Consider the following 26,759-nt stretch of genomic DNA (forward strand, 5'->3'; position numbering starts at 1 on the left):
TTTTGTCACTGTTCAAGCTCCTGAATATAATTGGACAGGAAACGAATGACTCAACAGAGGATAATAGACATTCGCCAGATCGCTATCTGCCGAGATCGCCATTATGCAGTGCTTCACCAGGTCATACGGCGGAGCACAACCGAAGGTTATATCCTTCTCTAAACTCAACCGCAGCACCTCTCCTTGTCCTGCGATAAAGCCTTTGTTGGAAATGTAAATGTCACCATCAGAACCGATTTCTAGACCTGTCGGATTAATTAGCTCATCATCCGCGATCGTGGTGCGAGTTTTACCATTTGGAGACACATAAATCAGGGCACCTGCGTCACTTCCATTCAAGATTCCATCCGCATCATATTCCAGGACATATAGACCGCCAAATTTATCAAAGGCCAGATCGGCGATATGCGTAAATCCCCCTGCATAGACTTCCGGTTGACCTTCAGCATTGATGCGATAAACTTGTGCAGTTTCTGCTTGAAAAGGAAACCCAGTCAACTCGCCAACATAGAGAGCGTTATCAGGGCCAACGGTAACTGAGGTGGGGACAGGCTGCCGCACCACGGCTTCACCTGTGAGTGGATCAGTCGTGGTACGAGTTGGAAAGACGGTTTCTAAAGTCGGTTCGCCACCAAAGGCTCGCTGAAAGAGCAAAGCATTGGCACCTGCATCTACGACATAGGCTATATTATCTGCAATCAGCAAGTCATAGAGGTTGGTGTCTACGTTTTGCCCATCAGGGTTGTTATTTTGTTCATAAGCACCAAAATCGCTCAATCTTGTCCAGGAAGCACCACCATCAAAGTTATCGATCGCGAGCAACTGGCTAAAATCAGGAACTTGTAGAAGGTTATCTCGATTAGCTGGATTACCAGCAAGACCAACGATCGCATAGGCGTTTCCATAGGCATCAAACTCAATGTCATTCACACCTGCTGCATCCGATCCATCGGGTAATGCCAGCGATGGTAGTCCAGTTACGACTCGTTTTACAACACCGTTTTGAATCCGGGTAATTGCACCTGTTGCACCATAGAATACAGACGCGCCCGGTTGAGTTGGAGATGGAATACTGGCACCTGTCCCCCCTCGTCCTGCTTCGGCAACATAAAGTGCCCCATCAGGTCCAAAGTTCAGCTTACGTGGACTATCCAGACCGGATGCCAGCACTTCAATTCGCGATATCTGTGGCGTTTCTACTGTTGCAGACATAATTTTCCTCCTTTGAATTTACGATACTCTATCCTCAATAGCGGACAAAAACTGAAGCAAAAATGCCTGTCGCATTGCTTTGTAGCCCCAGTTTTGGCTTCAGAAATACTCTTTCACAACAGCATCTATTTCATATGCTGACGACGACGACTTTGCTCCTGGAAGGAATGGCACGCTTGAAAAGGGAAAATCGTTGAGGCAGCTCTTGTGCTCTTGAGCAAAGGAGCAGAGGAGAAAGAAGAAATTTTAGGCATTGCGTTCAGATATTTAGAAATTCCCCTCTGCATCCCTGCAATCCTTACGCCACCTACCCTTCAGCTTAACTTAATGCCATTCATGTGTATCATTTGAGCCTGACTCAACTGATGAATCACAGCGTTTTTTCACAGGACAGGAATCCGGCAGGTCACTGATTATTTCTGCTGAAGAAAGTCCAGTAACAAGGGATTGACCTGATCAGCATGAGTCCAGTTGATGGCGTGCGGCCCGCCGGGAATGACAACCAGTTGACTGTTTTTAATCAGCTTTGGAAGTCTTGCTGCGGTGGACTCAAGGGGCAGAATCCGATCGCTATCTCCATGAATAATCAGAGTCGGCACATCAATGCGGGGCAGATCATCGCGGAAATCGGTGAGCCAGGAGGGTACACAGTCCAAAGTCCCTTTAGCAGAAGCCCCTACTGCCACATTCCAACTGGCTTGGATCGCTTCATTGCTGATGCGTTGGCGTAGCCTCTCGGAACGAGAATCGCCAAGCAATACATCAACATTGAAGAACTCTTTGAAAAAGGCAGAGAAATAAGCTGGACGATCGTCAACAATCGCTTTCATAATGCCATCGAAAACGCTTTGATCAACACCCTCTGCATTGTCGTCTGTCTTTAACAGAAACGGTGGAACGGGAGCCATCAGCACGGCTTTCTGCACCCGCTCTGAGCCGTATTTGCCAAGATAACGTGTGACTTCACCTGTTCCCATTGAAAAACCGACCAGCACGGTATTTTGCAAGTCAAGCTTGGTCATGAGTGTATTCAAATCGGCGGCGAAGGTATCGTAGTCATAGCCAGATGAGGGCTGACTGGAGTTGCCAAATCCTCGGCGATCGTAGGTAATTACTCGATATCCTGCATTCAGTAAAACTAAAACCTGCTTCTCCCAGGAATGTCCGTTCAATGGAAATCCATGAATCAGAACAATCGGTTGACCTGTCCCAATATCTTCGTAGTAGAGATCGATGGTTGCAGAGTTTTCTTGACCAACGGTAATGTAAGGCATGAGAGGTTTATCCGTTGTAAATTGATGATGTGTTTTTGTCTGTTGCATCACAATTGTTATGCAGCGATCGAGCACCGTCTTAACAATGCTGTGTTAAGCAGACTTCAAAGATGGGGCAAGCATCCATTGCGTATCATCGGTTCAGAACGACAAGAATCCTTCATTGTTGCCTTGGGCGATCGCCGCGTTTGCCTTTTCTAAGATTGCTTTATTTTTGGCTGACATTTGAATCTCTCCTCTGTTCAATTGGATGCTTTAAGCGATAACTTCTCTGCGAGACGCTACGCGAACGTTAAGCTTTCCTTCTCTACGAGAGGCTGCGCCAACGGAACGCTGCGCGAACGCTAACGCTCTACCAATTCCCGATGTTCCTCCAGTAACTAAAGCCACTTTATCTTGCAGTATCATCCTGTTTCTCCTGTCCCAATCAATATTGACCTTCGGCACACAATTAAACTCCGATCCGTTTAGCAATTACCAACGCCGTAAAGCTGGTCTAATTTTCTGTAAACTTCAGCACAACTTTGCCCCGTGTTCCTCCCTGCTCTAGACGCTGATGTGCCAGAACGACCTGATCCCAAGAAAATACTGAATCAATCACTGGGCGAAGCTGATGACGCTCGATGAGTTTTGTCAAAGCCTCTAATTTTGCTCGGTACTGGGGTGAAAACACAAAATGAATCGTCAGATTCTTACCCCATGCTTCAAAAAGCGATTGCGGAGTTGCAATGTCTACAATGCTTGTAAGCCTACCGAAGGGACGAATGATTTCTAGACTACGCTGAATTGTTTCTCCACCGATCGTATCTAGAACTAAATCCACACCCAGTCCATTTGTTTCTTGACGAATGACTTCTACGTAATCTTCATTTTTGTAATCAATCACCCGATCTGCGCCCAGTTCTGTCACGAAATCTCGGTTTCTAGAACTACACGTTGCAAAAACGTATGCCCCGATCGCTTTGGCGAGTTGAACTGCGATCGAACCCACTCCACCCGCACCCGCATGGATGAGAACTGTTTCACCAACTTGTAGGTTGCCCCTAGTCACTAGACAATCCCAAGCCGTTCCGCCTGCAAGCGGAAAAGAAGCTGCTTCAATGTGCGATAGATTTGCAGGCTTCAATGCAACAATCGCTGCATCAGCCACATGATACTGAGCGTAGCTACCGAATTCTCCAAAAATTTGCGGCGAGTAATACACGTTGTCTCCCACCTTGAAATCAGTCACAGCTTTGCCAATTGCCTCAATCACCCCTGAAACATCGACTCCAAGGATGGCGGGTAATTGAACCAGTTCCTTGTAATCACCACGACGAGTTTGGTAATCGACCGGGTTAATCGAGGTTGCACAAACTCTGACTAACACCTGATTCGCCTTCAGTGTTGGTGTGGGAACCGTTTGAATCTCAAACTTCTCAGCATCACCAAACGCAGTTAATACGGCTGCTTTCATAGATTCCATCTGTGCCAACTCTCCTTGATTTAGAATAAACAGTGACGGAATTTTGATACCACTCAGCGTAGGTAAGTTCTCCCTTTCAAGACGCAGCGTGGAACCGATCGTGCTGTCGAGGAACGCGCGGATCAACGTTGCTACCTCCTCCGCATGGGTCTCCAACGCGAAATGTCCGGCATCGAGCAGATGAATCTTTGCATCCGGGAGATCTCGCTGATAAGCGGCAGCACCAGCGGGCAGAAACGCCGGATCATGACGACCCCAGACGGCGAGAAGCGGCGGACGGTACTCACGAAAGTAGGACTGGAAGGCTGGATAGAGCGCGACGTTGCTGCGGTAATCGAGGATCAGATCGAGCTGGATCTCCTCCGCGCCCGCTCGCCCCATGTAGGCGATGTCGAGTTCGTAGCCGTCGGGCGACAAAAGGTTTGGATCGGCTCCGATACCGTACTGCCAATTCCGGATTGTGTCTGGCGTGAGCGAGGAGCGGCAGGCTTCCCGGTTCGCTGCGCTCGGTTCGCGCCAATAGGTCTCCCACGATCCCCATTCATCACTGAAACCCTCAAGGTAGGCGTTGCCGTTCTGCGAGATAATCGCAGATATCCGTTCAGGATGGCGCATCGCCAGACGCAGACCTACTGGCGCACCGTAGTCGAAGATGTAGAGTACGTATTGATCGAGCGACAAAGCATCGACGAAGCCCTCGATTACGTCGGCAAGGTGGTCGAACGTATAGTCGAACATCCCGCGTGGCGGTGCCTTAGTCTGTCCGAAACCAGGCAGATCCGGCGCGACGAGCCGAAAGCGATCGGCAAGCAGAGGGATCAGGTTGCGGAACATGTGGCTAGCGGTCGGAAAGCCGTGCAACAGCAGTATCATTGGCGCATTGCTTGACCCCGCCTCGCGGTAGAACACTTCGACATCGCCGACCTGTCGAAACCCGTAGCGTATTTTCATCGTACAATTCTCTTTTTTGATTTTCTTCCGACTGAACTTCGACACTCAGATTTGGAATCTTGGACACCTTTCGCATACCCTACGATCGCCGTCCCTAAACCGCGAGAACCACCCGTTACCAGTGCAACTTTGCCTGCAAGTGTTGTCATCTCGCACTGTCGTTCGACTACTGCGCTACAAACCCACCATCTACCATCAACGTTTCACCTGTTATGAACGATGCCATGTCAGATGATAAAAACAGAACTGCATTTGCAACTTCAAGCGGTGTTCCAATTCGTCCGATCGGGTGAAGTCCTGTTATATAAGCTTTGACCTCATCCTGCCCACCTGTAGCTGCTTCAAACATATCTGTTTCGATTGACCCTGGTGCAACGGCATTAATGCGAATACCCGCTTTGGCATATTGGAGCGCGGCGGCTTTTGTTAAACCTACTACTGCATGTTTACTCGCGGTGTAGAGGGGTACGCCAGGAAGTGCAACGACTCCAGCCCCAGATGATGTATTGACGATTGCACCACTTCCCTGTTTCAACATCTGAGCAATTTCATATTTCATCGACAACCAAACGCCTTTGACATTGATGTTCATAATGCGATCGTATTCCGCTTCTGTTTGCTCAATCAGTGAGGGATTTTCGCCGACAGTTCCTGCATTATTAAAGGCAATATCCAACCGACCAAAAACGTCAACCGTTTTATCAACCATTGCTTTAACATCGGCTTCTTTCGTGACATCTGCTTGCACAAAAATAGCCTCTCCGCCAGCTTCTTTGATCAATCGAACCGTTTCTTCACCTTCATCAATTCGACGACCAACTACCACCACCTTTGCTTGTTGTTGGGCATAAGCGATCGCGGTTGCTCGACCGATGCCCGATGTTCCGCCAGTCACCAAAGCAACCTTGTCTTTCAGCATCATGATAGTTACCTCTTGTTGTGAATGGCTGTGTCACTTTGTCAAAAACTCAATGAGCAATACGTGTAGGGGCCAGCAATAAGAAGCACCTCCTACAACCAGGATGAGTACGATCCTGATTGCAAAATGGCGGGTTTAGGCATTGATATTTGCTGGCTCCTACATTTAGTCGCGATCGATTAGTGTGTTTGAAGGTAAGTTGGGATCGATCGCCTTACGCGCACTGTCAACGCCCACGACGGGAAGTGTACCCGGATCGAGCAAGCCGACTTGAAGCAATACACTTGCCTGATCCCAGTAAATGTGTTCGTGGGCTAGTTTGCCGTCACGGAACTGGACGATCGCTACTACTGGCACTTCCACCCGTTTTCCGGTGGGAGCAACGCCGGGTAATATCCATTCCATCCAAACAGTATGAGTGAACTTAGCCACCATTTCATCCACGAGTTGATCTGTCCCGATCGTGCGCGAGATTAGGGTCAACTCCGTGTCCGGCGGCATCTGTGGAATGAGGTATTTGGAATAAAACTCGCGCAGTGCTGGTTTCCCGACTCCCCCAGTCATTACCGGGATGTGGTTAACGTAAGCATCTTCAACCATCGTAGCGAGGGCATCTTCAGTACTGTGAGTGCCAAACTCGTACTGTAAATGCTCTTCCCAAAGTGCTTGCAAAGACTCCTGGGCTGGTGTCAAATTGGTAGTTGCTTGTAAAGAAGCTTGTCCGTCTACAGTTTGCTCTTTGACCATGATTAAATACTCCTGGTTCTATCTATCTAAAGTGTCTTGAGTTCCAATGCTTGACTGCTTTCAGATTCTTAAAATGATTTGTCAGATTTTTGTGATGTTAGTGAACTTGTTTCAATGAACGTATAAGCATTCAGCGCCTGTTTCACGAATCAGTTTGGCAGTTTTTTCACCTTCTGCATCGCGTCTGCCTGAGAATACTACCTTTGCTCCAGCAGCACCAAATGCGATAACTTCTCTGCGAGACGCTACGCAAACGTTAAGCTTTCCTTCTCTACGAGAGGCTGCGCCCTAAGCGTAGCTATGCCGCAGGCTTTACGGAACGCTACGCGTAGCTTGCTTCCCCGTAGGGGTACGCTAACGCGGTTGCACGACCAATTCCTGAAGTTCCGCCAGTGACTAACGCCACTTTATCTTGCAGTATCATTCTGTTTCTCCTGTTTCAATTTCGTCAGTTTGTATCGGGTAAGTTTGTCTCAGCAACTCAGTGACTTCTTGCGCGATCGCAATCAGGGCATGATTAACTGAGGAGTCGCGAAGAGAACCAGTCTGAGGTGTACCTTCATGCCCAGAATTATTCTTGCCTTGTACTAGTGAATGCGTCATAGAACTATCCTCAATGAAATACCGATTTGTAATTCACTAAATCAATACGCAGGAATTCAGTTGTTGGCATGGTTCAAAAAGCGGCAAATTTGTTCAGTGAAACAGGCAAAATCTAGCCATCAAAATTAGATGGCTTACAGCACTTACAGGCAAGTCAGATATGAATTGAGAGCAAAGATCGGGGAACTTAATAACTTGCAGCAATCATGGCAGCCATCAACTCCGTCGTGTTCCAGCGCTCGGTATACCGAATTCCATTGATAAACAGGGCTGGGGTAGTCGTCACTCCACTCTGTATTCCGCCTTCGATATCTTCATTGATGCGATCGACATACACTTGTTTAGACAACTCTTTGAGAAATTGAGGAATGTCAAGCCCTAAATCATTGGCGTACTCGACAAGATAACCGTTCTCCAACCTTTGTTGATGGTCAAATAAAGTATCGCTCATTAACCAAAACTTTCCTTGGGCGGCGGCGGCAACGGCTGCTTGGGCTGCCCGTTGTGCCTGTGGATGAATCTGGATCTGTGGAAAATGGCGGAAGATAAAACATAAATAATCCTCTCCAAAAGAAACCGTAAGCTCTTGCCGAATGATTTTAATCAGCTTGTAAACGGCTGCACTTCTAGGACATTGATAATCCCCATACATCACTAATACCACGGCGGCACTTAGCACACCTTGACTGTGATCTTGGGTTGAAGCTGGCACAACTAAAGAACTGGAACTATGGTCGTCGATCATCTTTCTACATCTGTATCAAGCATGGAACCTTGCGATTCACTTGCTCAATCCACATGAATTCAATATAAGCAATTGGGTTTTAGTTGTCGTCTACAGTGAGTTAACATTTTTAGGCTGTAATTTGATGGAGCAGCCGCTCCTTCTTAAGATAGAAGGTAGGCTCTAACTTAAGTTAGAATCCGAATTTGATCGAAAGTACATCCTACAAACTTACAATGCCGCGCTTAACGGCAACAATCACAGCTTGGGTGCGATCGCTCACATCCAACTTATTCAAAATCCGATTGACATGGGATTTAACCGTGCCTTCACCGATGCTCAAAGCAGCCGCAATATCAGCGTTACTCATCCCCTGTGCCAGCGAGCGGAGTACTTCTAGTTCTCTTTCACTCAGTTCTGGATTGCTGAGGCGCTGTACTAACTTTGCTCCCACATCGGGCGGAATATACTTCTGACCCCGATGAACGGTGCGAATCGCATTCAGAAGCTCGTCAGGTTCAGTTTCTTTCAACAGGTATCCTTTTGCGCCTGCCTGCAATCCCCGATAAATATCTTCGTCACTATCATACGTGGTCAGTACAATAATCCGAGCAGATTTAGCAGTAGCACAAATTGCACTGATGGCGGCGACCCCCTCTACTTCAGGCATTCGCAGATCCATTAGCGTTACATCTGGTTGGTGTTCCCGAAAGGCGGCGATCGCTTGTTCCCCATTTTCGGCTTGTGCAATCACCTGCATATCTGGGTCACGGTTGATAATCGTGGCTAATCCTTGCCGAAAAATGGCGTGATCGTCCGCAATCAGAACCCGAATGGTCGTAGCTTGGCTCATTGTAATGCTCACTCAAAGGTTGACGGTGACAATAATTTCTGTTCCTTGTCCAGGTTGACTCCTAATCGTGAGTTGTGCGCCGATGCGCTCAGCCCGTTCGCTCATGCCGAGTAAGCCAAAACCCTCAGAGGCTGAAATACTGCCAACTCCAAAGCCCTGTCCATTGTCTCTCACGCGCAAGCAAAACTGGTCGCGATCGTAGACTAGCTCCACTCGAATTTCGTCAGCATTGGCGTATCTAATCGCATTAGTTAATGCTTCCTGCCCAATTCGTAGTAAGTTATTCTCGACTTCAGTGGGTAGAGAATACACTGCACCCTCAATCTCATAATACAAAGTGGTATCCATTGCGGCAGCTCTAGTCTGAGCGACGAGACGATGTAGAGCGCTCTGTAAACTGCCTTCCTCCAAAAGCTGAGGACGGAGCGCGACGACCGATCGCCGCGCTTCAGACAGTCCAGTTCGCGCCAATTCTTTGATCAGGTCTAGGTGTGCCTGAGTTGCTTCTACATCATCCATTAGCACCTGTTTTGCAGCTCCCACCTGAGCCAGAATGCCTGTAAACGCCTGAGCGAGTGTGTCATGAATTTCACGCGCCATGCGGTTGCGCTCCTCTAAAATTGAGGCTTCTTCTGCTTGCTTCAGCGCCGTAATATCTCGCGCCAGCCAAATCACCTGATCGTGGTCGATTGGGGCAATGCGAGCCGAAAACCAGGCTTCTCGTCCACTTAGAAACGCACTGTACTCGACTGTGAGGATTTGTTGGGTTCTCAGCACCTGCTGAATATAACCTAGAAATTGATCGGCTTGTTCCTCTCTGAGTTGATGCATGGTTTTACCAATCATCTCCTCAAAGGGTTGCCATAGCAGATTTGGTTCCTGTACGATTATTTCAAGAAATCGCCCTTCAGCAGTCATTACAAATAATGGATCGGGGATTGCCTTAATGAGAGTCCGTAGCTTTGACTCTGAGGCTTGTAGGGCCTCTTCTGCTTGCTTGCGATCGTTGATATCCGTAACAACTCCCAACGCTCGGATGGGTTCACCGGATTCATTCCAGGTAACAATTTTGCCGACAGAACGAATCCATTTCCACTGACCATCCTGGGTACGACGGCGATACTCTACTTGAAAGTTGGGGATTTCTCCAGTAATACAAGCACGGTAGGTTGCGACAACTGATTCTCTGTCATCAGGATGCAAATGAGCAATCCATTCAGGAATGGTTTCGTGGAATGTTGCTGGATCGTAGCCCAGCATTAAAGCGTATTCCGGGTTAACAATTCTTTCTTCAGTCTTTAAATCGAAATCGTAGAGTCCTTGATTTGAAGCGGTTAATGCTAAGCGTAGTCGTTCTTCACTCGTTTGTAGAGCGGCTTCTGCTTGCTTGCGATCGCTAATATCCGCAATCACCCCTTCAATGTAGTCATCGTCTGCATTCAGATAAGCAGAGAAAAGTCCCCAAAACACTGTCCCATCTCGTTTTCGCCCCTGTGCTTCATAGCTTCGCACTTCCCGATCCCGCTTCAGCACCTCAAGGAATTGTTGGCGATCGCTGGGATTTACATAGTAGTCTGTGGCGTGTTCAAGCCCAATCATCTCCTCTGATGAATCAAAGCCAAGCAGATTGGCATAGCGTTGATTGGCATCGAGAAGTAATCCATCCGAGAGGCGGGTGCGGAAGATGCCAACCTGTGAGTTTTCAAAAATATTGCGGAACTTAGCTTCACTGCGTTGTAATGCCTCTTCTGCTTGTCTACGCTGGGTGGTGTCATTGCCCACCGATAAGATTTCAACGACCTCTCCCTGGTCATTGAAGATGGCTTGATTCGACCAGGCAATCCAAACCCGTCTACCGTCTCGACAAAGGTTCTCATTCTCGGTTTGCAGGTAAGCTTGAGGCAAGGAATCTTCAAGATTTTGAAACAGATTGTGAACAAGCTGCTTGAGATTACGTCCAGATGTTTCGGTTTCTGGAACGATTGTTTCCAGTAGGGTATGCCCTAAAATCTGATCTTCCTCATAACCAAAAAAGCTCAGTCCATAGTCATTCATGTATCGAATTCGTCCTTGCCTATCCGTGCGAAGGATGATTGAATTCGCAGTTTGAATCAGGTTACGGTAATTGGCTTCACTGCGTTGTAACGCAGCAGTTCGTTCTGCGACCTGTTGCTCTAAAGTGCAGTTGTAGTCGGCTAGGAGTTTCTCGGCTTGTTTGCGCTCTGTAATGTCCTGAAAGGTAGCGATCGCATAAGTGATATTGCCCTGTCGATCAAAAACTGGTGTTCCCCGTGCCTCAATTAGAATTGAGACACGATCTCGACGAATTTCTATATCTTCAGTCCTAATGCGTTCGCCCCTTAATGCCCGCACAGTAGGCAAGCTCTCCGCTGGATAGATTTGATCCGTTCCCGCTACGTAAAGCTGATAAGCCTCTGAGATCTGCTCCGGTGCTATGGAAGTATCAGTTTCTTTGCCCGTGAGTTGGTTGCCGTATTGGTTGGTATAGTAAGGGCGACCCATCGCATCCACGATCGCAATTCCCACCGGAATCGCTTCAAGGAACTGGGTAATCTTGCTTTCCTTAGCCCGCAGTTCTGAGTAAAGGTTGGCATTTTCGATGGCGATCGCTGCTTGAGTCGATAATAGCTGCAAGACCTGCGATCGCTCTGGTGTAAATACTCCAGTTGCTAACCGATTTTCTAAATACAATACACCGACCAGCTTGGCTTGATTCAGCAGCGGCAAACAGAAAATAGATTGAGGCTGGTTCTGTTGAATGTATGGCTCATTAATAAAAGCACCTTCACGAGTCGCATCATTTAAGGTGACAGGCTTCAGAGTCCGAATCACATATTGAATGATTGATTCTGGCAATTGATCGGCAATTGGAATAGACTGTAACACCTGAGTCGCACAAGCATTCTCATTGGCATTGAGTTCACAAGCCGCTTCAATCGACCATTCTCCTGAGTTTTCTAAAATCAGATATCCGGTTTGTGCGCCAGCATTCTCAATTAAAGTTTGCATCAGTGAGCGCAGCAGTTGCTTCAGTTCAATTTCACGAGAAATCGCCTGTGAAGCTTTCATCACTGCTGCTAAATCGAAAGCGGTATGGAAGGGATTAGGGATAGTTTCAGCAGTAATAGGAATTGATGTGGAAGCGGCTCTAGACGACTGAGAAAAGAACTGTGGATAGCGTTTTTCTAAGTCTTTAACTTTAGCGGTTGCGCCCCAGCGATCGTAGCAATAGTGCGCCTCTTTCATATAAGTTTGAGCAATTTTTGACCGACCTCGCACCAGATAATGTTTAGCCGCTAATTCATAAGCTAATGCTTCTTCCTGGATATACTCATTTTCAGCAGCACCTGCGATCGCTCGTTCATAAAGTTCCTCGGCCTCAAAGAATTGCCCTAAAACTCGCGCTTTCTCTGCCTCGACCAGATGAAATTTATGGAGATAATTCATCGGGGCGTGTTCTGCCCATTTTTGCATCTTTTCTTGGTTGGTGGTCACACTATTTAGCCAAACTGCTCTTTGGGAGTTTGAAGCATCGAGCGATAGGCTCAAAAGCACCAAAGAATGGTAGAAACAGAATAAAGGTAAAATCCTGATTGCTGTTGCCTCTTCAAAATGTTGCCCTGCCAAAACAGCAGTTTGTGCAGCTTGGCGCTCTTCTTCAAAGAGATAACACAACATAACTTTGTGTAAATAAAACATTTGAATTGCAATTCCATCTTTAACTGCAATCGCATGTGGCAACCCTTGCTCTTCATCACATACCCCACCCATTAAGCGGCTGGGATTCTCAGACCGATCTAACAAATTAAGAATGGTCTGCCACACGATTGCAATCCAAGTCGAGGGGCTTTCCCGTCTGATTCGATCAACCGCTTTGCTGTAGGTTGCCGTTTTCTGTTCCAGTTGGGTGAGTTCTTCACCAACGAAAAACGAGTTGTAGCACACGTCATATGCAGCATAGCCAGCGATTTGAAAGTCTCCGGTTTCCACTCCGTTTTGATACACCTCAACCAGCAGTGGTATCGTCTCCCTAAGATGTACCTTCCATTGCATAACATGGTCACTAAATAACTGTAATGCTTTAGCATTGCCTCTTTTGGTATTCAATCGTTCTGCCAAACTTAGAGCCAATTGACCCAATTTATAGCCGAGTTCAATGTCTTGAACGGCTCCACATAAAATAAATCCGTAGCCAACATAACCCAGTGGTGACCAGGCAGCATTACCGTAGTCGAGCGATAAATTTACCATTTTGCCAGTAGTCAGCATGAATAGTGCTGGTGACCTGATAAATGCAGCCGCCCCAATATTCGCCAGGATATAAATTGCTGCTAGCGGTTCTGGTGCAGTCATCTCTGGTAGATCAATTAAGTCTTCGATTTCTCGTCTAGCTAACAGTGCAGTCGTTTCCTCCAATCCCCTCTGAACATCGACCTGACTTGGATTTTCCGGTAAGACTACTTCCAGGAGCTTCAACACTTCCAGTCCAATTTTAAGTGCTTCTTCTAGATCGCCCTGTGACAAAAACGCTTGAATTCTGCTATCGTAAGCCTGCACTTTGTCAACCACTGTTTTGGCACGAGCGAGTACCACTTCTATCAACTGTTCCATCTCATCAAAGCGACCCTGGAGATACGCCGTTTCTGCTGCTTCTGAGTACAGCGCTAAGGTGAGATCATACTCGCTCTGCCAACTCTCTGAATTGAGGAGGTGAAACCCTGTATTGAAATACTTAAAAGCTGCTTCATAAGCCATTGCTGCCTTTGCTTTCTGACCTGCCATTAAATTCAATCTGGCAATTTCAGTTCGTTCTGATCGAGCAGTGACTAGCTCAAGTCCTTGATTGAGATGATCGATGATTTCAAACAACCGATCAGATCGTTGCTCTGGTGAAGTTTTTTCGAGCAAATTGCGACCGATTTGAAGATGAACAACCTGTTTCTGTGATTCATCAATCAGAGCATAAGCCGCTTGCTGAACGCGATCGTGCAGAAACTTATACTCTTGAACTAACAAATCTTCGTCCAATTCAGACAGAGGTTGAATTAATCCCGCTTGTATTACTGCTAGTAGATCCTGGAAAATTGCTTTCAGTGATTTTTCGCAAACGATCGCTAACGTCTTTAAATCAAATTCAGCTCCAATACAAGCGGACAGACAGAGAATTTGCTGTGTTGCTTCCGGTAATTTCTGCAACTGACGCAGCAGCAACTCCACCACATTGTCAGTAAAATCTTGAGCTTCAATCTCAGCCAGGTTCCATTGCCAGCTCAACCGTTGTGTATCAAAGACTAACAGATTTTCGCCATACAGCAGTTTCAAAAATTCACCAACAAAGAACGGGTTGCCCTCGGTTTTACGTGACACAGCTTGGGCTAGGGAACGAACAGTTTCAGGATTGTGATGTAATGTCTCAGCTACCAATTGACTCAACGATTCCAATGTTAAGGGGGTCAGAATGATTTCCTGAAGTATTGCTCCCTGTTTTCGCAGGCTCTCTAGCGTCAAAACCAACGGATGCGTTGAGGTCACTTCATTATCTCGATAGGCTCCGATCAAAAACAGATATTGGGTTTGCTCATCGAGTAATATTAACTCGATTAACTTCAGCGTTGCGGAGTCGAACCATTGTAAATCGTCTAAGAAGATGACCAGTGGATGTTCTTTTGAACAAAACAGCCGCACAAAATTTTGAAAGATTCGATTAAAGCGATTTTGAGCTTCCGTTGCTCCAACTTCGGGTACGGGTGGCTGTTTGCCAATAATTAATTCAACTTCCGGAATGACATCAATGATGATTTGCCCATTGCTTCCTAAAGCTGAGAGCAGACGCGATCGCCACTGTTGCAACTGCTCATCGGGTTCACCTAGCAGTTGTTGCACCAGTTTTTGCAGGGCATGGGCGATCGCGCTGTAAGGAATATTACGCCCTAATTGGTCAAATTTACCAGAGATAAAATAGCCGTGCTTTGCTGTGATGGATTTGTAGAGTTCCTGCACTAGTGCTGATTTGCCAATTCCCGCATAGCCAGAAACCAGCATCATTTCGACTTTGAATTGAGAATTTCCTATGCTTTCCTCTGGTCGCTGGGCTTCGCCAACATTCCCCGTTCCTGCCACTCTGTCAAACGCCGCCAATAATGCTTTAGTCTGGGCTTCTCGTCCATACAGTTTCTGAGGAATGCAAAACTGTTCTGAAACATCTTGCAGTCCCAACGACATGGCGTTGATCTGACCCATTTCTGCCAGTTGCCCGGCGCAGCGTTCTAGATCCGCTTTGATGCCCCAGGCACTTTGATAGCGATCCTCCGCATTTTTTGCCATCAACTTCAAAATTATCCCTGAAATGGGTTTGGGAATTGTGGCGTTCAATTTATGCACAGGAATCGACGGTTTGGCAATATGACAATGAACTAGCTCCAGGATGTCTTGAGTGGGGAACGGTAGCTGTCCAGTTAACAGTTCGTAGAAGGTTACGCCTAGCGAGTAGAAATCGGTGCGATAGTCGAGCATCCGGTTCATCCGCCCGGTTTGCTCTGGCGACAGATAGGCAAGCGTGCCTTCTAACACATGGGGACTTTTGAACGTCGGATTCGTGCGGTTAAATTGGGTCGCAATCCCAAAGTCAATAATTTTTACAACGCCAGTATCTAGATTAAAGACTATGTTTCCAGGGTTGATATCTTTATGAATGACATTGGCTGCATGAATTCTGCCTAAAATGTCGCAAACAGCGATCGCAACACCGAGAAAAGTGGATAAAGGCATGGGGCAGAAGATATCTGGGCGCTTGTGCATCCATTGCTCTAAGGACTCTCCCCCAAAATCTTCTAAGATAATCACCAGAGTCCGTTGATAGTCCTGCTGGCTGTATACCTTGATAACTCCTTCCAGATTTAGGGAACGGGTAATTTTATATTCCTGTCTGTAGCGGGTTAGTTCTTGGGGAGAGGGATAATCAAGCTTTAATATTTTTACGACGAGCCGTACTCCATCGTCTCTGATGCCCCGGTACACTAGAGAATTAGAACTTTCATATATCTTGTCTTGGATGGCAATACCAGGTAGAGCAATCATAGAGCAACTCTTGAGATGATAATCTGGCATAACCAAAACTATACAGCAATCCAGCTATCTAGATTTTTCATCTTCTGAAATCCTATTTGGTTTTGTTCATTTCTAGCCAGTTGCAGACTGATGGCGTTCACTTACGAGCGCTGTATCAATATGTAGAGCGTTTTTACAGCACTCACGCTTACAACTGGCGTAGCACGGGACACCAGTTGCGGAAAGTTTTGCCACATCCCTCGTACAACTTAACTTCCTTACTGTCCCGTTGTGGTGATATCTCCATTGAAACTGCAACCCAAAGACATTGGATGCCAAATTGCCAAAATTATTCAGGGTATTCTCCCATACTCTGACTCCAGAAGCGTCAATAATTTCTCTTCCACAACAGTAAGATTTGGTCGATTCAGCTTCCCCAATAACTGCAACAGGCTTTTGACTGTCTCCTCCAATGAATCGGAATATATCCTGGCAATGCGATCGCAAATCACCTGCATCTGCTGACATTCCGCAGGCAGGTAGTTGAAAGACTTCAGGTGTTGCAACCCAATGGTGTACTCGCCATCCCACATCCTCACCGTGCAACTAAAGTCATTCACTGCGCTGACAATTGCCCAGCAGCCACCTTTGCCTCTCAGTTCCAGGTTGTCTTTGACAAGAATTTGGCAGACTTCGCCAATTTGGTATGTGTTTGGTACTTTCGTCCTTTCCATGATGCGCTGCACCACATCTTTGACAATTCTACCAGTTGGCACTTTCCCACCAGCAATTTCTACTGCTTTTAGCCACACTTCCTGCTGTTCCTGGGGTTCAAGCTTTGTCATGGGTCGAACTTGCCCCTCTGCTGTGGGCAATTTGTGATCAAATTGATCACAAATTTCAACCAAGTTATCAAAAACAACAGCCGCATCCATTAAAAGATAAGACTGGCGACGACTATGCCCAAAGCGATCGCGGCAATATTCCTCAAACGTCTTGTGGGTGGAGCGGTACAATCTGCGATCACGTAATTGCGCCAGCGCCTTCCCCGCTTCAAAGAACGCCCGCTCCACTTTCCTCTCCAGATGTAGGCGATCGCTTTGCTCCTCTTGGGTCAACTCTGTTACTTCAACAGCACTAACTGTAATTGTTGCTGTAGCTGGGTTTTCTTCTTGGGTCAGGTTATCTGGTGGCGTGTCGTCACTGGATGCGGTAGAGGTGGCTTTCTTGCGCTTACGGGGCGGGTTGTTCATGAATCACTCGTAGTCAAACAGACCAAAAGCAAAGATTGGCAAGCTCTTTAATCGTCATCCCCAGCAATCTCTTTTAAGGTTTCAAGGTTGAGACATTTGGAACGAATTAATCTCTCAATTACTTCTGCTCTAGTTAATTCCATCTGTTCAGCTATAGCATCAACAAGCTCAATCGCTGTTGGAGTCAACATGATTTGAACCCGTTGCTTGCTTTCACCCCATTTTCCTGGCTTAACTCGATAATCTTTTGCCACTAGCGTTTTAACCATATCAATACCTACACATATATTCAACCAGATTTGATTATATACATACTTGACGATGTGTGTATATGTGTATATTATAAAGATATCAAAAAGCAAAAGACGACCGCCCTCGCCTTGGAAACTTGTGCGCTCGTCTTTTGATCCTTTAACAGGAAATACCATCATGACACATACCATTTACAGCCATCAACAGCTGCAACTGAAATCTATTGCCCGACTTAAGCAAATCTACAGCGAAATTGCCTGCACAGTCGAAGTAACTGACAAACGCTGTAAGGATGCCTGGATTTCTGCCATTGTTAACTATCAGTCAAGCAAGGTTCAGAAACTCACTACTGCTGCCCCCGACAACCAAGCCACCGCCCAAGCCGAACTCGACAGCTACATCGCTGACCAAGCCCAAGCTGTTGCTCCCGAACCCCTCAGAATAGTCGAAATCTCGTTTAACCATCACGAATATTACGCTGATGACAAACTGATAGCCAGCATCACCCATGACGATGACCACTTAACGCAACGCTGGGTTGTCATGGTCAACGATAAAGAATTATTTCGTGCCAACACTCCAATGCGTTGCGATCGCTTCATCTGCACTCACTACAAAGACGGTTCATTACCTGTGCAGGAACAAGAAGCAACACCCCCCACGACCGAAAACCAAATCATGGCGCATATCTTCAACAAGTGCCAAAATTACGGGTTTGAAATTCTCGATGATGGCATTTACAACAACAAGGGCGTGAAACTGGGGCAAGTCGGATGCACTGACGGGAACTGGTGGGTGAAGAGGCGTTATTCAGTCCAGCAGCAGTATTCTAACTCGGTGCTTGATGCTGTGCGCTCATTATCGATGGTGGACATGTCTACTGATGGTAAATCCATTTTTGATGAATATTTTTTAGATCAACCCTTAGAACAGCTAACTGGCGATAAATTGCAACGGCTGCTGGAGAGAGCAGAGTTAGTCACAGCGTAAGTCTTGGGTTTCGCCTGGGAAAAGGTTAAAGGGAAAGGGGAAAAGGTAAATTTCTTCATTCCCTTCCCCTTTGCCCTTTCCCTAATTATTTATTCACCAATCCCCATTAAATCAATGCAACCCACAATTTCAATCCCTCAACACTGGGGCTACCCTCGCTTTACTTTGGAACAGCGTACAGAACAAGGCACGATTCTAGGAGTTTATTACTATCCGAATGGTACAGAACTGGCTGAACAATTTGATGAAGGATGGCGTTATGTATTGATGCCTAACAAGAATTCTGACGAGATATCGTACTTGAAAGAGGATCAAATTCAGCCGCTCACACCAGAAGAATTATTTCAGCAAATTACCGCAGAGATTGACTTTTATCAACAACAGATAAACATTCTCAACCGACAGTTAACCGTATTAACCAGAGGTGCAAACAATGGCTAAGGAAGCAAACAACGACTTTGAGCGTAGAGCTAATCATCTGCTGCGTTCGATTCGGCTTTGTGGTGGTTGTATTCCTCTGCACTCTCTCCAATGCCAAGTTTCAAATTCAGTTATTCAAACTCTGCTGGATAAAGAACTGGTGCAAGTACAGAACACGGGACGCGGTTTTTTGTTAGAGATTACCAAGGATTTTTAACTCTTAATCGAAGAGGAAGCAATTATGAAACTTTACACTAAGACCATTCTACAGACTTTACCCGATTGGGCAACCACTATTACAAAGGGGGCAGATTTATTTGAAGTTGAAATCAACGATAAACACCCTAATTTTCAATCTTTACTTGAAGAGTTGGAAACGGAGATTGAGGCAGGAACAATAGGTGTAAAAGCGGAAGATTTATGTTCCAGGCTTGGCATTGAAATGTCTAACCCCAACCTACACCAATTAGTTGAACAAGCCCAAACTCTGATATCCCTTATTGCTACGCACCCAGATTACAAACAACTACTAGAGTTGGGATATCAACCTGATTTAAACATTGCCGATGCTCAAACTGCACTGACTTATTTGCAATGGGAGCTAGAGCGGAATCGAGAACCTTTTGCCTAATACAAAAGCGTTCATCTGAATGAGTGCCGCTTATTCAAGTGAACGCACGGAAGTTTTTCTCCCGCTACAGAATTCCCATTATTGCACACAGAACAACAATCAATAAAACTTTAACCGAGGTGAACATGGTTACTGAAATTAAACTAGGTTTATGCAACCCTCCAGAACCCATCTATTTATATGTCAAAAATGCTGAGTTAGGTGGAGAATCTTATCTCTGGTATCACTACGATATTGACAGGGAGAAAACCATCCCTGTTTCCCAAAGAGCATTAACTGGGTATCTGTGTGAACTGCGATTGACGACTAAAGAATTCCAAAAAAAAGACAATCTCAAACTTGATATTGTAGTCAATGCTGATGAAGTTTATGTCATCAGAAGTGGTGTTGAAACCAACTTCACCAAAAGCTTTCTCTTGGCTGCATCAGGTGTACAGGATTTTTCTAAGCCACTGATTATTGCTGCTAATGCTGGTGAACAAAATACGGTTTTCTGCAATCTATATGATGCAGTAACTAAAACCAGAATTGAAAGAGAATGGAATAAAAATGCTGATTGGGGAACTCTCATTAATGACATTCAATCCCGCTTAGGTGGCACATCATTAACTATCCCACCTATAGCAGAAACCAAAGTAGCTCCACCAAAACTTAGCGTAGTTCCTCAACCAGTACATCCTCAAGACCTACGAATCAAAAATATTCGCACCTTGCTTGATTATCCACTTGATTTAGTCAGAGAGTGGTTGCAATTTCAGGATGTTGACCGTCCAAGTCAACTTCATATTACCAAGATTAATGAACTGGTAAAAACAATGTGTTTGGCTTGGGCAGCAGACAAGTGTGAGTATCCTAATCATGCCGAATCTTTGTATCAAAACCAAGTTGTTGATGCTGTTGTTAGCGGTGCTGATGAATTAACAGCAATCAACGCATGGATGCAGCAGTTGCAAGCAGTAAAGACTGGGGCAGTGTAAATCAAAAGTCAGAAGTCAGAAGTCAGAAGTCAGAAGTCAGAAGTCAGAATTCAGAATTCAGGATTCAGAATTATTCTAATTTCTGACTCCTGACTCCTGAATTCTCAACATCAGAGGAATTACCCATGAGAGTCATAGTTACAGTTGTTGAAAAAATCATCAGTGAAGCACACATCGATATCCCTGATGGGCTGAATGAATCTGCTATCAAGCAGCACATAGTAGACCGCTACAACATTGGAGAAATATCCACAGATATGAACATCTTTCAAGTGGATTTTGAATTTATCAGCGCTCGAATTGTACAAGGACAGCCAGACACCAATTCTATCTCTTCAGAGAAGGAGGTAATCAGATGAGTATCAAATGGACTGATGAAGAACTCGCAATTATTGAAGAAAAAGCTGAAGTCTATACAGTCAAACAAATAGCTTCAATCCTAAAAAGGCGAGGATATCAACGCACACCAATTGCGATTTATCTGAAGTTAAATAGCTTAGGTTATTCAGCCCGTCCCACTCTTGATAATTATAGCTGCCAGGAAATTGCTCAAGTCCTTCAATTGAATTTCTCAACTGTTACAAGATGGGTCAAAAGAGGATGGCTCAAAGCTACAAGACGCTCTGCCAGACATTACCAAATTCGGAGATGGCATCTCAAACAGTTTTTTGACAACCCACCCCAATCAATTAAAAAACGTATTACCTCTCTTGATCCAGAAGCAGTTAATTACTTGTTAGGGAGAAAAGCATGATTGACTACATTAACGCTTTCAAAACATGTTGGTATCTTTCTCCACCTTGGCGTGGAACAATTCCACCCGTTGAGGTCAATTTACTGGAGAGAGTATACCTCAGAACCACAAGAACATTTGGTTACTGCTGTGGGATGCAATGGAAGCATGAATGTTGGATTTATTCAATTGATTGTGGAAAAGAAATCCTCCACGCTACACAAAACCAAATTATCGCCACTGGAGAGTTAGAAACCCTCAACGTGCAAAAACCTGCTTTTGTTTTGGGCGAAAGAGTGATCCTCTGCTCTCACGATAAGGGAACAAAGCAACGGCTGATTTTGGGGATTGCGCTGGTGCATAATTCTTGGTTTTACCTTGTTGAATTGATGTCACCAACGTTAATTAAGACACCAACTATATCGAATCGTTTCTCATTAGTTGGTGAAAAAAGTTTGGTGCGTGTGAATGCCTGAATCAATTATTTGTTCAATACCCAGGGAATGAATCATGTTGACACATTTTTGGCACGACTCAGAAATTAATCAAATGCCTCAAGATGGGGAAATAGGTAAATATGCTGTACCCAAAGGCTATGTGAATGCAAGTCAGATGTGCAAAGCTAACGGGAAATTCTTAGCTGATTACACGAAGCTCAAGTCTACAAAGCAGTATTTACAAGCACTTTCTAACGATATGAAGATCCTCATATCGTTATTGGTGATAGATATCCAGGGGTACGGAAGCGAACAAAGCACTTGGATTCACCCAGAAATCGCCATTGATTTAGCTCGATGGGTTTCTGTCGAATTCCGCATCTGGGCTAATAGAACTTTAATGAAAGTGATGCTCTTAACCCAAGTAGAGCAAGTATTACAGCAAGAATCACCACATACATTAGCTCCGTCCCATGAAGCTGCACAGTTGGCAATGATGTTGGGGGAATTTGCTGGACTAGACAAATCCCTCACTGCCCAGTTAGCAGTTAATGCTGCAACAATTGTCAACCCCGCACTTAAGCCAGCAGCCGATGAACTCAAGATTGCGATTGCTCAAACCAATGTTGCAGAGGATGCATTTCTCAACCCAACACAAATCGGTGAGGTAGTGGGAATGTCGGCACGGGCTGTTAACCACTGCTTACTAAATTCGGGACTGCAATACAGAACAAATGACAAGAAAATTCCTTATCGTCCTACTGAATCTGGTAAGCAATGGGGGCGGATGGTTCCCGCAGTTGCCAAATCTTCAAACCAAACTGTTTTTCAACTGCGCTGGTTGCCCGAAATCGTAAAAGTCATCTCTCAATAATTCCCTACCTAACTCAACAACAATTATGAACACTCTACGAAAAACCTTGGCAGAAAAATATGGTCTTGTTGCTGATATCATGCACGACGATTATTTTTTTGTTCAACTACCAGAAAACGAGGATCATTCACTCAAGTTTTTAGAGAGTAATTTACCAGAATGTATTCGGATTGAACTTGCAGAATGTTTTGCTGGTAGTGTGATTGCGGCTTGGGAAGTCCCCTTATTTTTACTCCCTCAAGTGTTACAGCAAGCGCATGATTTTGTTGTTGAGTATTGGGAGCAAGTCTCTCAAGAAAAATGAAGTCTTCTCCATCAACCAAAACTAACAGCAATTGTTTTCAGAATACTTTCTTTATTTGGAGAAAAGTACCATGCAACAACTCAATTTATTTGCTGAATCAACCCCAGTCTTACCAGTCACTTATTACCCCGATTTCTTAAGCCAGGAACTTGCCAATGAACTTTACCAAGGCTGCTTGAAACTGGAGTGGCAGCAGAACCAAATTAGAATCGCGGGTAAAACAATGTCCGTTCCCCGCCTCGAATGTATTTACGGGGACTACGGCTGCGATTACCTCTACTCGAATAGCGTGTTTTTGAAACCACTATGGTGGACAGAGGCTCTGTCTAGCTTGCGGGACAGAATCACTGGGTTAACTGGCTATAAGTTCCGCATAGTAATCGGCAATCAATACCGCAGTGGACAGGATTCGATTGGTTGGCACGCAGACAACGAACCATCGATGGGACTTAACCCGGCGATTGCATCAGTCAGCCTGGGTTCATGTCGCAAATTCCAAATCAAGCCGAGAAATGGCAAACCTACTGATTTTTGGCTGGAACACGGGAGCTTGCTTGTGATGCACCCAGGCTGTCAATCTACACATCTGCATCAGGTTCCCAAGACCAACAAAGTTGTTAGTACCCGTATCAATCTCACATTTCGACCACACACAGGAAGCGGGAGATAACGCTGTGGCTGGCTGTTGAGGATTTCATAGCCAGCATAAGCTCTTCACTTTAAGTTTAATCGGCGGCATGGGTGCAATGCCGCTTCATTTCCATGCGTCAAAAAACAGAGGGAATATGCGTATAATCGAATCTGATTCTCAAGCTCTACACTTACAAGAATGGCTCAACAGCGGAGTTGACGAAGAAATCTTTCACTTGAATGTGCGTTCGCTCTACGGAACGTTACCCTACGAATATCTGCTCTACAGTCCCAAAATCTCCCGTCGCAATGATGGGCGATTACGCGATCGCGATTTAAAAAAGTACCAGCACATTGAATTAGGCGGCTGGTGGTGCAATGGAGTTGACCCGCTCAACAACTACGCCCTGATGATGTGGGGCTGTTTCAAACCCGACCATCCCCGAAGAGATCGCCAGAAAATTCACAAGTTTATCAAATACGAGCATCCTTACAGAGAAGAAACACGCGCTTTCTTCCTTTTAGTACCAAATCGCATCTGGGTGAAAGTCTCCAATCGTAGCGGCATCCCCATTACTGAAGAGGATTTACAGCATCCTGGTGGTTTCTGGTATTGGGTTTGGCGGCACAATTTACCAGTCACAATCGTGGAAGGTGTCAAGAAAGCGGGGGCATTACTGACTGCGGGTTATGCTGCGATCGCAATTCCTGGCGTTAACGCTGGATACCGCACACCCCATGATGAGTACGGTACTGCTATTGGTAAGCCAAACCTCATCCCTGACTTGAAACATTTTGCAACACAGGGGAGACAGGTTAACATTTGCTTTGACCAAGACAACAAACCTGAAACAGTCCAGCGAGTCAGAACCGCTATCAGTCGCATGGGACGGCTGTTGGTAAACGAGGGTTGTTCCCTGCGAGTGATTGATTTACCTTTAGGGCCAGAGAAAGGGGTCGATGATTTTATTATTGCTCACGGTCAGCCAGCATTTGACGCACTCTACAACACAGCCGTTGCACTGGAGTTGTGGGAGATTAAGCTGTTTACTCTGCTGACTTATCCGCCTGCGATCGCACTCAACCAAAGATTTCTCGGACAGCTTCTCGTACCCGTTGGTGAAAAGCTGATTATCCTCAAGGCTCCTAAAGGTACTGGTAAAACCCAATGGCTGGCAGCGGAGGTGGCCAAAGCACACGACCAAGAGAGACGGGTATTAATAATCACCCATCGCATCCAGCTAGGTGAGGCGTTGTGTAATCGGTTTGGTGTTAACTATGTTACCGAAGTCCACACCTCGGAAACAGGCACATTGCTGGGATACGGGGTGTGCGTTGATTCACTGCATCAAGAGAGCCAAGCCCGTTTTAATCCCAATGACTGGTCAAATGATGTCATAATTATTGACGAATGCGACCAAGTATTCTGGCATTTGCTCAACTCTGGTACTGAAGTGCAAAAGCGTCGGGTATCTGTTCTCAAAAACCTCAAACAACTGGTACAGAATGTTTTGGGCAGCAGTCAGGGAAAGATTTATTTATCAAGTGCCGATGTTTCTGACACAGATGTAAAGTATATTTTATCACTCGCTGGAGAATATCGAGTTAACCCGTTCGTCATCGTCAACAATTATCGGCACGTAGCTGGCAATTGTTACAACTATTCTGGGAGTAATCCCAAGAATCTGATCGCCGCACTAGACAAGGCGATCTCCATTGGAGGGCATCATTTAGTCTGTTGCTCTGCTCAGAAAGCCAAGTCAAAATGGGGAACCCAAGCACTTGAAGAACGGTTCCGTCGCAAATTCCCACATTTACGGATTCTGCGAATTGATAGCGAATCCGTTGCTGACCCCTCTCACGCGGCTTTCGGTTGTATCGCTCACTTGAACGAAATTCTGACTCAGTATGATTTAGTTATCGCTTCTCCAAGTCTTGAAACTGGAGTTAGCATCGACATTCGAGGACATTTTGATGCTGTTTGGGGGATTTTTCAGGGAGTGCAACCGGTTAACTCCGTGCGCCAGATGTTGGCAAGGGTTAGGGAGACAGTTGACCGCCACATTTGGGTGAGAGAGTGGGGGATGTCGTTTGTGGGCAATGGTTCTACAACCATCGGAGGATTGCTCAGAAGCCAACACGTCGCAACACAGGCTAATATTGCGCTATTGTCGGCGGCGGATAATGACGATTACAGCTATGTTGACCAAAACTTCCAGCCCGAATCTTTGCAGACTTGGGGCAAGCGTGGTTCTGTGATTAACGTTGAGATGCGGCGCTATCGAGAGTCTGTGCTTGCGGGTTTGGTTGAGGATGGTTACACCGTTATTGATGCTGACGATGCTGATGATGATGAAAGTGGCGCTGTAATCGAGTCTGTTAAAGCCGCGTCTGTTGAATTGTATGCTGCTGAGTGTAAAGCGATCGCGGATTCTCCAACCATCTCTGATGCCGAACTTAAGAAGCTACAAGACACAAGGGCGAAAACCAAAACCGAACGACATCAGCAGCGCAAGGCGGAATTGTCTCGTCGCTATGAAATTGAAGTTACGCCTGATTTGGTTGGGAAGGATGACGACGGCTGGTATCCCCAACTGCGGATGCACTATTATTTGACGCTGGGGCGAGAATTTCTGACGAATCGTGATACTAAACGGGCAAAAGCGCAATTAGAGGCTGGAGAGAATTCCATTTGGAAACCCGATTTCAACAAGGGGCAGCTATTGCCTGCTGTACTGTTGTTAGAAGAACTGAATCTGTTGCAGTTGCTCACGCCTGGGGAGCAGTTGCGTGGCAGCGACGAGAAAATGGCGGAGTTTAAAGCGCTGGCTGTAAAGCATCGGCACGTTATCAAGAATTACTTGAATGTAACGATTTCAGAAAAACACACACCGATAGCGATCGCTCAGAAGTTACTTGCCAAGATTGATTTGAAGTTGAACTACGTTGGTCGGTTGGGTAAACGTGAAAATCGGGAGTGCGTTTATCGGTTTGTTGCACCTGATGATCAGCGTGATTCGATTTTCGGGCAGTGGTTAAATCGAGATGAAGCGTTTTCAAGGGAATCGGTGTCAGTCACTAATAATATAGTGTTAACCATACCAGTCACTGACACGACACCTATTGACATTCCCCAAACATTTACCCAGGAAGATTCTGAAGTCCTTGGATGGAAGGGGTTAAGCCTGAAATTACGCCAAGGACGCGACAGTGTTGGACAGTTTCACCAACATTTGGTTTCCCAGCTTGGTGATGCAATCGGCGTTGCTGATGGTGAACCGTTCTGGAACGCACACCTGGGGCAGTGGCAGGTTTGGGTTAAGTTTGCAGACGAGTGTAGGTCTGTGGTGTGCGATTGGCTAGAAGGCGTTGCTGAATCAAAATATGAATCAGGCGATCGCTGGAATAAAACTTGTACCTCACATCGTGAGCGGCACTGAAC

At 45.9% G+C, this 26,759-nt stretch carries 26 protein-coding genes; 13 read left to right on the plus strand and 13 right to left on the minus strand.

What is annotated here, in order from left to right; genetic code table 11:
• Positions 1-12 precede the first annotated feature (12 nt).
• The 11 genes from G1O98_RS03020 to G1O98_RS03070 form a co-directional block, all read right to left on the minus strand.
• On the minus strand, positions 13-1,212 hold the full coding sequence (locus G1O98_RS03020) for a ScyD/ScyE family protein (protein WP_163927143.1): 1,200 nt from the start codon (positions 1,210-1,212) through the stop codon (positions 13-15).
• Between the two features lie 413 nt (positions 1,213-1,625).
• Positions 1,626-2,534, minus strand: a complete 909-nt coding sequence (locus G1O98_RS03025) for an alpha/beta hydrolase (protein ID WP_243458330.1) — start codon at positions 2,532-2,534, stop codon at positions 1,626-1,628.
• 207 nt (positions 2,535-2,741) lie between these two features.
• Positions 2,742-2,894 carry a hypothetical protein gene (locus tag G1O98_RS03030; protein WP_163927036.1) on the minus strand — a complete coding sequence of 51 codons (153 nt, stop codon included), beginning with the start codon at positions 2,892-2,894 and terminating at the stop codon, positions 2,742-2,744.
• An 88-nt stretch (positions 2,895-2,982) separates the two neighbouring features.
• Positions 2,983-4,902 carry an alpha/beta fold hydrolase gene (locus G1O98_RS03035; RefSeq protein ID WP_163927145.1) on the minus strand — a complete coding sequence of 640 codons (1,920 nt, stop codon included), beginning with the start codon at positions 4,900-4,902 and terminating at the stop codon, positions 2,983-2,985.
• Positions 4,899-5,051, minus strand: a complete 153-nt coding sequence (locus tag G1O98_RS03040) for a hypothetical protein (protein ID WP_163927037.1) — start codon at positions 5,049-5,051, stop codon at positions 4,899-4,901. Before G1O98_RS03040 ends, G1O98_RS03035 begins: the two co-directional genes overlap by 4 nt.
• A gap of 17 nt (positions 5,052-5,068) precedes the next feature.
• Positions 5,069-5,824: an SDR family oxidoreductase gene (locus tag G1O98_RS03045; RefSeq protein WP_163927147.1), complete on the minus strand. Its 756-nt coding sequence runs from the start codon at positions 5,822-5,824 to the stop codon at positions 5,069-5,071.
• A 162-nt stretch (positions 5,825-5,986) separates the two neighbouring features.
• Positions 5,987-6,568 (minus strand): nuclear transport factor 2 family protein, encoded by a 582-nt coding sequence (locus tag G1O98_RS03050; protein ID WP_163927149.1) that lies wholly within the window; start codon positions 6,566-6,568, stop codon positions 5,987-5,989.
• Between the two features lie 420 nt (positions 6,569-6,988).
• A complete protein-coding gene (locus G1O98_RS03055; RefSeq protein ID WP_041457393.1) occupies positions 6,989-7,171 on the minus strand; it encodes a hypothetical protein in 183 nt (60 codons plus the stop codon).
• A gap of 187 nt (positions 7,172-7,358) precedes the next feature.
• Entirely contained in the window at positions 7,359-7,916 is a 558-nt protein-coding gene (locus G1O98_RS03060) for a DsbA family protein (RefSeq protein WP_163927151.1), read from the minus strand.
• A gap of 202 nt (positions 7,917-8,118) precedes the next feature.
• A complete protein-coding gene (locus G1O98_RS03065) occupies positions 8,119-8,748 on the minus strand; it encodes a response regulator transcription factor (RefSeq protein WP_163927153.1) in 630 nt (209 codons plus the stop codon).
• A gap of 12 nt (positions 8,749-8,760) precedes the next feature.
• Entirely contained in the window at positions 8,761-15,846 is a 7,086-nt protein-coding gene (locus tag G1O98_RS03070) for a PAS domain S-box protein (protein WP_163927155.1), read from the minus strand.
• Positions 15,847-15,938: 92 nt separating this feature from the next.
• Here G1O98_RS03070 and G1O98_RS03075 point away from each other — a divergent pair, with 92 nt between their 5' ends.
• On the plus strand, positions 15,939-16,193 hold the full coding sequence (locus tag G1O98_RS03075; RefSeq protein WP_163927157.1) for a hypothetical protein: 255 nt from the start codon (positions 15,939-15,941) through the stop codon (positions 16,191-16,193).
• Here the strand turns inward: G1O98_RS03075 and G1O98_RS03080 are convergent.
• Both G1O98_RS03080 and G1O98_RS03085 read right to left on the minus strand, forming a co-directional pair.
• Positions 16,170-17,069 carry a hypothetical protein gene (locus tag G1O98_RS03080; protein ID WP_163927159.1) on the minus strand — a complete coding sequence of 300 codons (900 nt, stop codon included), beginning with the start codon at positions 17,067-17,069 and terminating at the stop codon, positions 16,170-16,172. The two genes, G1O98_RS03075 and G1O98_RS03080, sit on opposite strands and share 24 nt — an antisense overlap.
• A gap of 47 nt (positions 17,070-17,116) precedes the next feature.
• Entirely contained in the window at positions 17,117-17,338 is a 222-nt protein-coding gene (locus G1O98_RS03085; protein WP_163927161.1) for a ribbon-helix-helix protein, CopG family, read from the minus strand.
• A 160-nt stretch (positions 17,339-17,498) separates the two neighbouring features.
• Between G1O98_RS03085 and G1O98_RS03090 the strand changes: the two genes are divergently transcribed.
• From G1O98_RS03090 to G1O98_RS03145, 12 genes are all read left to right on the plus strand, one after another.
• Positions 17,499-18,311 carry a hypothetical protein gene (locus G1O98_RS03090; protein WP_163927163.1) on the plus strand — a complete coding sequence of 271 codons (813 nt, stop codon included), beginning with the start codon at positions 17,499-17,501 and terminating at the stop codon, positions 18,309-18,311.
• A gap of 114 nt (positions 18,312-18,425) precedes the next feature.
• Entirely contained in the window at positions 18,426-18,752 is a 327-nt protein-coding gene (locus tag G1O98_RS03095; RefSeq protein WP_163927165.1) for a hypothetical protein, read from the plus strand.
• Positions 18,745-18,948: a hypothetical protein gene (locus tag G1O98_RS03100; RefSeq protein ID WP_163927167.1), complete on the plus strand. Its 204-nt coding sequence runs from the start codon at positions 18,745-18,747 to the stop codon at positions 18,946-18,948. Before G1O98_RS03095 ends, G1O98_RS03100 begins: the two co-directional genes overlap by 8 nt.
• A gap of 24 nt (positions 18,949-18,972) precedes the next feature.
• Positions 18,973-19,362, plus strand: coding sequence for a hypothetical protein (locus G1O98_RS39685; RefSeq protein WP_243458331.1), 390 nt, complete (start codon positions 18,973-18,975; stop codon positions 19,360-19,362).
• A gap of 125 nt (positions 19,363-19,487) precedes the next feature.
• Positions 19,488-20,339 (plus strand): hypothetical protein, encoded by an 852-nt coding sequence (locus tag G1O98_RS03110; RefSeq protein ID WP_163927169.1) that lies wholly within the window; start codon positions 19,488-19,490, stop codon positions 20,337-20,339.
• A 125-nt stretch (positions 20,340-20,464) separates the two neighbouring features.
• The gene (locus tag G1O98_RS03115; RefSeq protein ID WP_163927171.1) at positions 20,465-20,698 is read left to right on the plus strand and encodes a hypothetical protein; all 234 of its coding nucleotides are present in this window, start codon (positions 20,465-20,467) and stop codon (positions 20,696-20,698) included.
• Positions 20,695-21,093, plus strand: coding sequence for a hypothetical protein (locus tag G1O98_RS03120; protein ID WP_163927173.1), 399 nt, complete (start codon positions 20,695-20,697; stop codon positions 21,091-21,093). Before G1O98_RS03115 ends, G1O98_RS03120 begins: the two co-directional genes overlap by 4 nt.
• Positions 21,090-21,548, plus strand: a complete 459-nt coding sequence (locus G1O98_RS03125; RefSeq protein ID WP_163927174.1) for a DUF1392 domain-containing protein — start codon at positions 21,090-21,092, stop codon at positions 21,546-21,548. The genes G1O98_RS03120 and G1O98_RS03125 overlap by 4 nt, the downstream gene beginning before the upstream one ends.
• A gap of 34 nt (positions 21,549-21,582) precedes the next feature.
• A complete protein-coding gene (locus G1O98_RS03130) occupies positions 21,583-22,383 on the plus strand; it encodes a KilA-N domain-containing protein (RefSeq protein WP_163927176.1) in 801 nt (266 codons plus the stop codon).
• A gap of 25 nt (positions 22,384-22,408) precedes the next feature.
• Positions 22,409-22,687 carry a hypothetical protein gene (locus tag G1O98_RS03135; protein ID WP_163927178.1) on the plus strand — a complete coding sequence of 93 codons (279 nt, stop codon included), beginning with the start codon at positions 22,409-22,411 and terminating at the stop codon, positions 22,685-22,687.
• A gap of 70 nt (positions 22,688-22,757) precedes the next feature.
• Positions 22,758-23,357: an alpha-ketoglutarate-dependent dioxygenase AlkB gene (locus G1O98_RS03140; protein WP_163927179.1), complete on the plus strand. Its 600-nt coding sequence runs from the start codon at positions 22,758-22,760 to the stop codon at positions 23,355-23,357.
• Between the two features lie 115 nt (positions 23,358-23,472).
• Positions 23,473-26,757 (plus strand): plasmid replication protein, CyRepA1 family, encoded by a 3,285-nt coding sequence (locus G1O98_RS03145; protein WP_163927181.1) that lies wholly within the window; start codon positions 23,473-23,475, stop codon positions 26,755-26,757.
• Positions 26,758-26,759 lie beyond the last annotated feature (2 nt).

Source organism: Nostoc sp. UIC 10630, assembly GCF_010747425.1.
GTDB lineage: Bacteria > Cyanobacteriota > Cyanobacteriia > Cyanobacteriales > Nostocaceae > Nostoc.

Bases quoted from the DNA above. Each gene is read 5' to 3' on its own strand.
- G1O98_RS03020 (WP_163927143.1), bottom strand. From the start codon at position 1,212: ATGTCTGCAACAGTAGAAACGCCACAGATATCGCGAATTGAAGTGCTG.
- G1O98_RS03025 (WP_243458330.1), bottom strand. From the start codon at position 2,534: ATGCAACAGACAAAAACACATCATCAATTTACAACGGATAAACCTCTC.
- G1O98_RS03030 (WP_163927036.1), bottom strand. From the start codon at position 2,894: ATGATACTGCAAGATAAAGTGGCTTTAGTTACTGGAGGAACATCGGGA.
- G1O98_RS03035 (WP_163927145.1), bottom strand. From the start codon at position 4,902: ATGAAAATACGCTACGGGTTTCGACAGGTCGGCGATGTCGAAGTGTTC.
- G1O98_RS03040 (WP_163927037.1), bottom strand. From the start codon at position 5,051: ATGACAACACTTGCAGGCAAAGTTGCACTGGTAACGGGTGGTTCTCGC.
- G1O98_RS03045 (WP_163927147.1), bottom strand. From the start codon at position 5,824: ATGATGCTGAAAGACAAGGTTGCTTTGGTGACTGGCGGAACATCGGGC.
- G1O98_RS03050 (WP_163927149.1), bottom strand. From the start codon at position 6,568: ATGGTCAAAGAGCAAACTGTAGACGGACAAGCTTCTTTACAAGCAACT.
- G1O98_RS03055 (WP_041457393.1), bottom strand. From the start codon at position 7,171: ATGACGCATTCACTAGTACAAGGCAAGAATAATTCTGGGCATGAAGGT.
- G1O98_RS03060 (WP_163927151.1), bottom strand. From the start codon at position 7,916: ATGATCGACGACCATAGTTCCAGTTCTTTAGTTGTGCCAGCTTCAACC.
- G1O98_RS03065 (WP_163927153.1), bottom strand. From the start codon at position 8,748: ATGAGCCAAGCTACGACCATTCGGGTTCTGATTGCGGACGATCACGCC.
- G1O98_RS03070 (WP_163927155.1), bottom strand. From the start codon at position 15,846: ATGATTGCTCTACCTGGTATTGCCATCCAAGACAAGATATATGAAAGT.
- G1O98_RS03080 (WP_163927159.1), bottom strand. From the start codon at position 17,069: ATGAACAACCCGCCCCGTAAGCGCAAGAAAGCCACCTCTACCGCATCC.
- G1O98_RS03085 (WP_163927161.1), bottom strand. From the start codon at position 17,338: ATGGTTAAAACGCTAGTGGCAAAAGATTATCGAGTTAAGCCAGGAAAA.
- G1O98_RS03090 (WP_163927163.1), top strand. From the start codon at position 17,499: ATGACACATACCATTTACAGCCATCAACAGCTGCAACTGAAATCTATT.
- G1O98_RS03095 (WP_163927165.1), top strand. From the start codon at position 18,426: ATGCAACCCACAATTTCAATCCCTCAACACTGGGGCTACCCTCGCTTT.
- G1O98_RS03100 (WP_163927167.1), top strand. From the start codon at position 18,745: ATGGCTAAGGAAGCAAACAACGACTTTGAGCGTAGAGCTAATCATCTG.
- G1O98_RS39685 (WP_243458331.1), top strand. From the start codon at position 18,973: ATGAAACTTTACACTAAGACCATTCTACAGACTTTACCCGATTGGGCA.
- G1O98_RS03110 (WP_163927169.1), top strand. From the start codon at position 19,488: ATGGTTACTGAAATTAAACTAGGTTTATGCAACCCTCCAGAACCCATC.
- G1O98_RS03115 (WP_163927171.1), top strand. From the start codon at position 20,465: ATGAGAGTCATAGTTACAGTTGTTGAAAAAATCATCAGTGAAGCACAC.
- G1O98_RS03120 (WP_163927173.1), top strand. From the start codon at position 20,695: ATGAGTATCAAATGGACTGATGAAGAACTCGCAATTATTGAAGAAAAA.
- G1O98_RS03125 (WP_163927174.1), top strand. From the start codon at position 21,090: ATGATTGACTACATTAACGCTTTCAAAACATGTTGGTATCTTTCTCCA.
- G1O98_RS03130 (WP_163927176.1), top strand. From the start codon at position 21,583: ATGTTGACACATTTTTGGCACGACTCAGAAATTAATCAAATGCCTCAA.
- G1O98_RS03135 (WP_163927178.1), top strand. From the start codon at position 22,409: ATGAACACTCTACGAAAAACCTTGGCAGAAAAATATGGTCTTGTTGCT.
- G1O98_RS03140 (WP_163927179.1), top strand. From the start codon at position 22,758: ATGCAACAACTCAATTTATTTGCTGAATCAACCCCAGTCTTACCAGTC.
- G1O98_RS03145 (WP_163927181.1), top strand. From the start codon at position 23,473: ATGCGTATAATCGAATCTGATTCTCAAGCTCTACACTTACAAGAATGG.